The sequence below is a fragment of the Pseudomonas sp. 05T35 genome (assembly GCF_056396605.1).
This window is the reverse complement of the sequence record NZ_JBFTLU010000458.1, coordinates 1-5,318: the sequence shown is the minus strand read 5'-3', so window position 1 is coordinate 5,318 and position 5,318 is coordinate 1. Positions and strand designations below refer to the sequence as shown.

Below are 5,318 nucleotides of genomic sequence, written 5' to 3'. Positions count from 1 at the left end.
GAAAGACCCCGAGCTGGTCTTTGGGTTAGTGGGGCCGATTGGCGTAAACCTTGACCCCGTTATCGCGGTATTGAAAAGCCAGCTTAATGGCCTTGAGTACACTCCTCATGTCGTCAGGCTCAGCGAGCAGATAGAAAGTTTTTTTGATACTTCTCACAACTCGAAGCCTGAAGCTGAACGCATAGCTGCGCTCATGGAAGCGGGTACGAGACTCAGGGTTGAGGGCAACGAGGGTGCCGCAGTAGCGATGCTGGGACTAGCGGCAATCCGGCAGCTTCGAGATGACCACAGCGGAGGGGAGCCCTCAAGACACGCGTTCATTTTGAGGTCCTTGAAGCATCCTAAAGAAGTTGAAATGCTCCGGGCCGTGTACGGGAAAGGATTTTTTCTTATTTCTGTCTACTCACCTCGCGATGTCCGCGTAACCGCCTTATCTGAAAAAATAAGTAGATCCCAGTTTGGAGTGGGAACTAACCCTCGTGCGATTGCCGAAGCGTTAGTTCAAAAGGATGAGCAGGAAGAAAGCATCCCTCTCGGCCAAGATGTAAAAGATGCTTTTCCCCTGGCGGACCTCTTTGTCGACGGGAGGAGCAAATCAACTATAGATTTTCAAATAGGTCGTTTTCTACAACTCATATTTGGAAGTTCCTTTCTCACACCCTCACGTGACGAGCATGGCATTTATCACGCCAGATCTGCCGCGCTGCGGTCAGCGGATCTAAACCGGCAAGTTGGCGCTGCTATCTTGAAGCCAGAGGGAGATATTATTGCAGTAGGATGCAACGACGTCCCTAAGTCTGGAGGTGATTTGTATTGGCCGGGGGATAAAGATGACGCCCGTGATTTCCAAAAAGGTATCGACTCAATGGCAGACGAGCGGGTACAGGTTTTGGGGGAAATGCTCGAGCGCCTAAATACAAATGGTTTACTCTCTGCCAAGGCAACAGAAAAAGATATTAGCTCACTGGTGCAAAATTTGATTTCCGGGGCGGACAAAAAAATACTTAAGAACACTAGGATAATGAATATCCTAGAGTTTGGCAGGAGCGTTCATGCTGAAATGGCTGCGCTGATGTCCGCCGCGCGCTTAGGGGTATCCGTCGCTGGAGCGACGTTGTATTGCACGACATTTCCTTGTCATATGTGTGCTCGGCATATTGTGGCGAGTGGTATCAAGCGTGTCGTTTATATTGAGCCGTATCCGAAGAGCAAAGCCAAACAGTTGCATCAGGACTCGATTAGCATTGATGCCCCGACCGCGTCGAGAACGCAGGTGAATTTTGAGCCGTTCCAAGGCATCGCGCCACGTCAGTATCAAGAAATATTCGAGCCAAGTCGGCCGCGTAAAGATGATGATGGGAGGGCCGTAGACTGGCGGGAAATGGGCCATCAGCCCCGTATCGTGCGGTATATCGACACCTACCTTCAGCTGGAGCAACTGATAGTCGGTCGTGAAATTCCAAACCTTCTTGCTAAACTTAATGTTAAACTCTCAGCAGACTGAATACGGAGCGGGGAACATGAAAAAGTCAAGTGTTTTGGCGCAGCAAGTGATCAAGGCTCAACAAGCCATGCAAGAGTGGCCCGAGTCAATTAGATCTGGGCTGAAACTTGAAAACTCCGTCAGTTTTATTGTTCGCGATTCTAACGAGAAACAAGAGTCAGCATCTGGCACGAAAAATCGTAACACCCGATGATCCCTTAAATTTAGGTGTCTCGGATTAATATAGCTACCGCTGTTTTATTGTTAGCGGCTTTATATTAACTTGTCACGCTTAGATAGTGACTGAGCAGGATGCGACCTCATCGTCAGGTTGAGTTACGTCATGCCCATGCTCAATGAAATGCGCTGGTGTGTGCAGCGCAAGAGCATCACTGATCCGCTCGGGCTTGAGCGTGTTGGTTTCACCGAGAAAACCCAGATAATAGTCCCGGTCATAGAAGAGGGTGATCTCGCTCTGATGAACCCATGGCCACACCAGCAGACAAGCGACCCGGTAATAACCTTGTGAGCGGTCAGCAGCGTTGGACAGGTGTCTAGCGGCTTCGAGCAGTTGCTGAATGCAGAAGGCCTGAACTTCGATCCTGGCTTGAGGGCCTTGGACCAGGGCTGCGTGCACCGGGATCTTCCAGTGTGTGTAGCGCTCCATGTGCACGGATCGCGGGTGAAACTCGTCGCGAAAACTGGAGGCCCAGCGTTCCAGAGCGCGAAGGCGGCGGGGAATGCCTCTGAGTGGCTTGTTGCTGAGGGCGATTTGCCGCATTGATACGTCCTTGTGATGCCGAAAAGTCTTTCGTTGTTGTCTGCTGGCGCAATGGAAAAGTGGATGGGGCCACTTTCATATCAGCCAAAGCCCTGCCCAGTATCAGTCCATGAAAAGGGGGCAAGCTGCCCCCAACCCGATCATTCACTGAATATCTTTCAAATAATCCTTAAGCGCAATCAGCGGACTATCAAGCTGCTCCAGCGTCTGCGCAGCGCTGAAATCTCCCGACAATCTATCCAGCTCCCGACCCAGCGGCGTACCAGCCCCACGCATTAAGCCACTTTGACTTTAATGGTCTCGATATCACCTCTGCGTACCAGCAAAGCGGCCTTTGGCTTTTGCAATGAAAAGCGGTTTCTTCTGCGTTTCATAGCCAATTCTGAGTTCACGCTCCGATCAGTTCTAGTGTGCGCTGAACGCTGAATTTGCATACGACCATCGTCACGACGATTCCTAATGGGCGAGCTGTTCTGCTAGGTTACGACGCTCACAAGGATTTTTGACAGGAGGTCATAGTGGCTAAGCCAGCAGCGCGTAAGAGTGATCCATACAGTTGTCCGTTGCCGGGGCACGGTAGCAATCCCATTGCGACAGGTTCTCCTGACGTGTTTTTTGACGGTCTTCCCGCTGCGAGTCAGGGCGACACCTGCACTTGCGGTAGTGCGCTTTCATCAGGGTTGTCTTCGACTGTGTTCATCAACGGCAGGAATGCCGCAACCATCGACACCGGTGGCGCCCACGGCGGCATCGTAGTTGGCGGGTCGGGGACGGTGATAATCGGAGATAGCCATACACCCTGCGAGTTTGTACCTCCCACGCCATTAGCTGGTTACGCGCGCTGGATCGGCTTCAGAATCCCTGCTGAAGAAAGCTACGAGGGCTTGTCGTGCATCGCGCATTTCGAGGATGGCTCATCACTGCCTGGTGTATTCGATAAAGACAACGCGGTGAAGTTTTCGAACACGTCCGGTAAGACATGCGTGATGCTCAAATTCGAAGACGAGGCGCCTATGGTTTCCTCGTCTCTCACAGAGAGCTTTTTGAACAGAATTCTAGGATAAGGAACATCCTATGACCGAGCCGTATCTCGTCACCGGCAGCTATGTTGTTCAGCGTGAGCATGCCTTACAAGACTCTCCACTCGACAAGGCGTTAGAGCTGATGGAGGGCACTGCACTGAGATTCTCTCTAGACGCGATCTCTGACGAAAAAGTAAGGGCGAGCTATACGAAAAACATAAAGCGTATGTCACAGCAGACGCTGGAGGATGTGAAGGCCGGGAAAATTACGGCGCGAGAGGGTGTGCAGTTCAGCAACGAGATGCGAAACAAGATCTTGATGGAACACCGCAAGGTCACCTCTGCGCAGGGCTTGGCTGTCGTCCAAAAAAAGAAGGCGGGTGGCAGAGATCTGCAGAAGCTTTTTGATCGTTACTCCAACGATCTTTTCAAAAAAAATTACGACTTCCTTTCTCCAGCGGAACAGAACAAGGTTCATTACACAATTTTGGAAGCGGCAGGGCGCGATGATGTCAAATTTACGCAGGGCACTAAAAAAATGCAGCTCATGGGCAAACTTGGCATTTTGGTGACCGCTGCTCTGGCTACTTATCAAATTCTGAATGCAGAAAATAAAGTAAAAGAAACGGCACGTCAGGGCCTCATAATGGGTGGCGGTGCGGCGGGTGGTATTTTGGCTGGGCTTGGAGTCAGCGCCTTCTGTGGGCCAGGCGCTCCGATCTGTGCATTTGCAGTTGTAATTGTTGGAACTGTTGCCGGTGGTTTCGCCGGCCAAACCGCAGCGGACTCGCTCGATGAGGAATTAGAGGAGTTCTCGCATTGGAACATTTTTTAAGTCAGCCTGAACTGACAAAAATTAGAGTCGCACTCTCGGATCCGTTCAATGATTTTCCGGTTGATTACGACTACATAGCAAGGCAGGTGAGAGGTGTTGATCCTCAAACCCTCTACGAGATCCTTTACTCCGAAGTCGCGCCAGTGTGCTACACCAATATTGCGGCAGCCCTTCCAACAGTATGGACAGGCTTCGATCCCGACTCCCTCAACGCCATGATTGAAGAAAGATACGCGGCCAGGAGAAACAATTGGTTTCGTAGGCAGTTCGACAAGCTGCTTGTCCGCTGGCTGGAATACAACTACGGGTATATCTGGAAGGAAATCGTCAGCAGGCTGTGAGCTCGCAGTGAGAAGTTTGGATTTTTTCGACTTGTAGCTATCAACAAAAAGGGCCCGTTTGGGCCCTTTTTCAGATGAAGCGATCTTACTTTTTCAGCCTGCTTTCAACCACTTCGGAGCCGTGCTCGACTTTCCACCAGTGGGGGACAGGTCCATTCTCACATCAGCCAAACCCCTGCCCAGTATCAGTCGGTGAAAAGGGGGCAAGCTGCCCCCAACCCGATCACTCACTGAATATCTTTCAAATAATCCTTAAGCGCAATCAGCGGACTATCAAGCTGCTCCAGCGTCTGCGCAGCGCTGAAATCTCCCGACAATCTATCCAGCTCTCGACCCAGCGGCGTACCAGCCCCACCAATCGCCTCAAGCGCCAGCCCCACGCATTCAGCCACTTTGACCTTGATGGTCTCGACATCACCTCTGCGTACCAGCAAGCCGAATACGTCCCGCTGGTAGTCGCCCATCATCAGGTCGTCGCGCAGGATCGGGCTTTGGTCTTCCGTTTCGTAGGCGAGTTTTAGGGAGAAGAGGGCGACTGTTTCCAGGGGTAATTCCATGGAGGGGAATCCTTGTGAAATGGTCCGCCGGTCAAGGGGTGTGGAAGAGAAGCAGGATCAAAAGATCGTCCGAACGCGGCCCGAACCTTCGGCAGCTCCCACGGGGGCGGGGTGGCTTTTCTATAGGCGAAAAAAAAGGCCTTGCTAAGCAAGACCTTTCTTAATTTTGGTGCCCCGAGGGAGACTCGAACTCCCACTCCTTTCGAAAACGGATTTTGAATCCGCCGCGTCTACCAATTCCGCCATCAGGGCTCAATGGCGGCGAAGTATAGAGATGAGATAACCGTCGGTCAATCAGG

General features: G+C 51.6%; 7 protein-coding genes, 1 tRNA gene and 1 pseudogene. 5 read left to right on the top strand and 4 right to left on the bottom strand.

The window, feature by feature from the left end:
- Window positions 1–1,504, top strand: a 1,504-nt coding sequence (locus AC1DH9_RS25260; RefSeq protein ID WP_477808994.1) for an anti-phage dCTP deaminase, incomplete at its 5' end; no start/stop codon positions are given.
- Between the two features lie 16 nt (window positions 1,505–1,520).
- Window positions 1,521–1,697 carry a hypothetical protein gene (locus AC1DH9_RS25255; RefSeq protein WP_427543118.1) on the top strand — a complete coding sequence of 59 codons (177 nt, stop codon included), beginning with the start codon at window positions 1,521–1,523 and terminating at the stop codon, window positions 1,695–1,697.
- A 78-nt stretch (window positions 1,698–1,775) separates the two neighbouring features.
- Here the strand turns inward: AC1DH9_RS25255 and AC1DH9_RS25250 are convergent, their stop codons facing one another.
- Together AC1DH9_RS25250 and AC1DH9_RS25245 are read right to left on the bottom strand one after the other, a co-directional pair.
- The gene (locus AC1DH9_RS25250; protein WP_477808993.1) at window positions 1,776–2,264 is read right to left on the bottom strand and encodes a DUF3916 domain-containing protein; all 489 of its coding nucleotides are present in this window, start codon (window positions 2,262–2,264) and stop codon (window positions 1,776–1,778) included.
- A gap of 144 nt (window positions 2,265–2,408) precedes the next feature.
- Window positions 2,409–2,593 (bottom strand): annotated as a pseudogene (locus AC1DH9_RS25245) (hypothetical protein); the annotation flags it as partial.
- 189 nt (window positions 2,594–2,782) lie between these two features.
- Here AC1DH9_RS25245 and AC1DH9_RS25240 point away from each other — a divergent pair.
- Genes AC1DH9_RS25240 through AC1DH9_RS25230 form a run of 3 tightly spaced genes read left to right on the top strand, consistent with a single transcriptional unit; the run spans window position 2,783 to window position 4,462 of the window.
- Window positions 2,783–3,328 carry a PAAR domain-containing protein gene (locus AC1DH9_RS25240; protein ID WP_427543124.1) on the top strand — a complete coding sequence of 182 codons (546 nt, stop codon included), beginning with the start codon at window positions 2,783–2,785 and terminating at the stop codon, window positions 3,326–3,328.
- Window positions 3,329–3,338: 10 nt separating this feature from the next.
- Window positions 3,339–4,121, top strand: coding sequence for a hypothetical protein (locus tag AC1DH9_RS25235; RefSeq protein WP_427543127.1), 783 nt, complete (start codon window positions 3,339–3,341; stop codon window positions 4,119–4,121).
- Window positions 4,106–4,462 (top strand): DUF7079 family protein, encoded by a 357-nt coding sequence (locus tag AC1DH9_RS25230; RefSeq protein WP_427543130.1) that lies wholly within the window; start codon window positions 4,106–4,108, stop codon window positions 4,460–4,462. Before AC1DH9_RS25235 ends, AC1DH9_RS25230 begins: the two co-directional genes overlap by 16 nt.
- A 227-nt stretch (window positions 4,463–4,689) precedes the next feature.
- Here AC1DH9_RS25230 and AC1DH9_RS25225 read toward each other — a convergent pair whose 3' ends face one another.
- Complete coding sequence (locus AC1DH9_RS25225) at window positions 4,690–5,019, bottom strand: hypothetical protein (protein ID WP_347929007.1); 330 nt, start codon at window positions 5,017–5,019, stop codon at window positions 4,690–4,692.
- 167 nt (window positions 5,020–5,186) lie between these two features.
- A tRNA-Leu gene (locus tag AC1DH9_RS25220) sits at window positions 5,187–5,271 on the bottom strand.
- Between the last annotated feature and the right edge of the window lie 47 nt (window positions 5,272–5,318).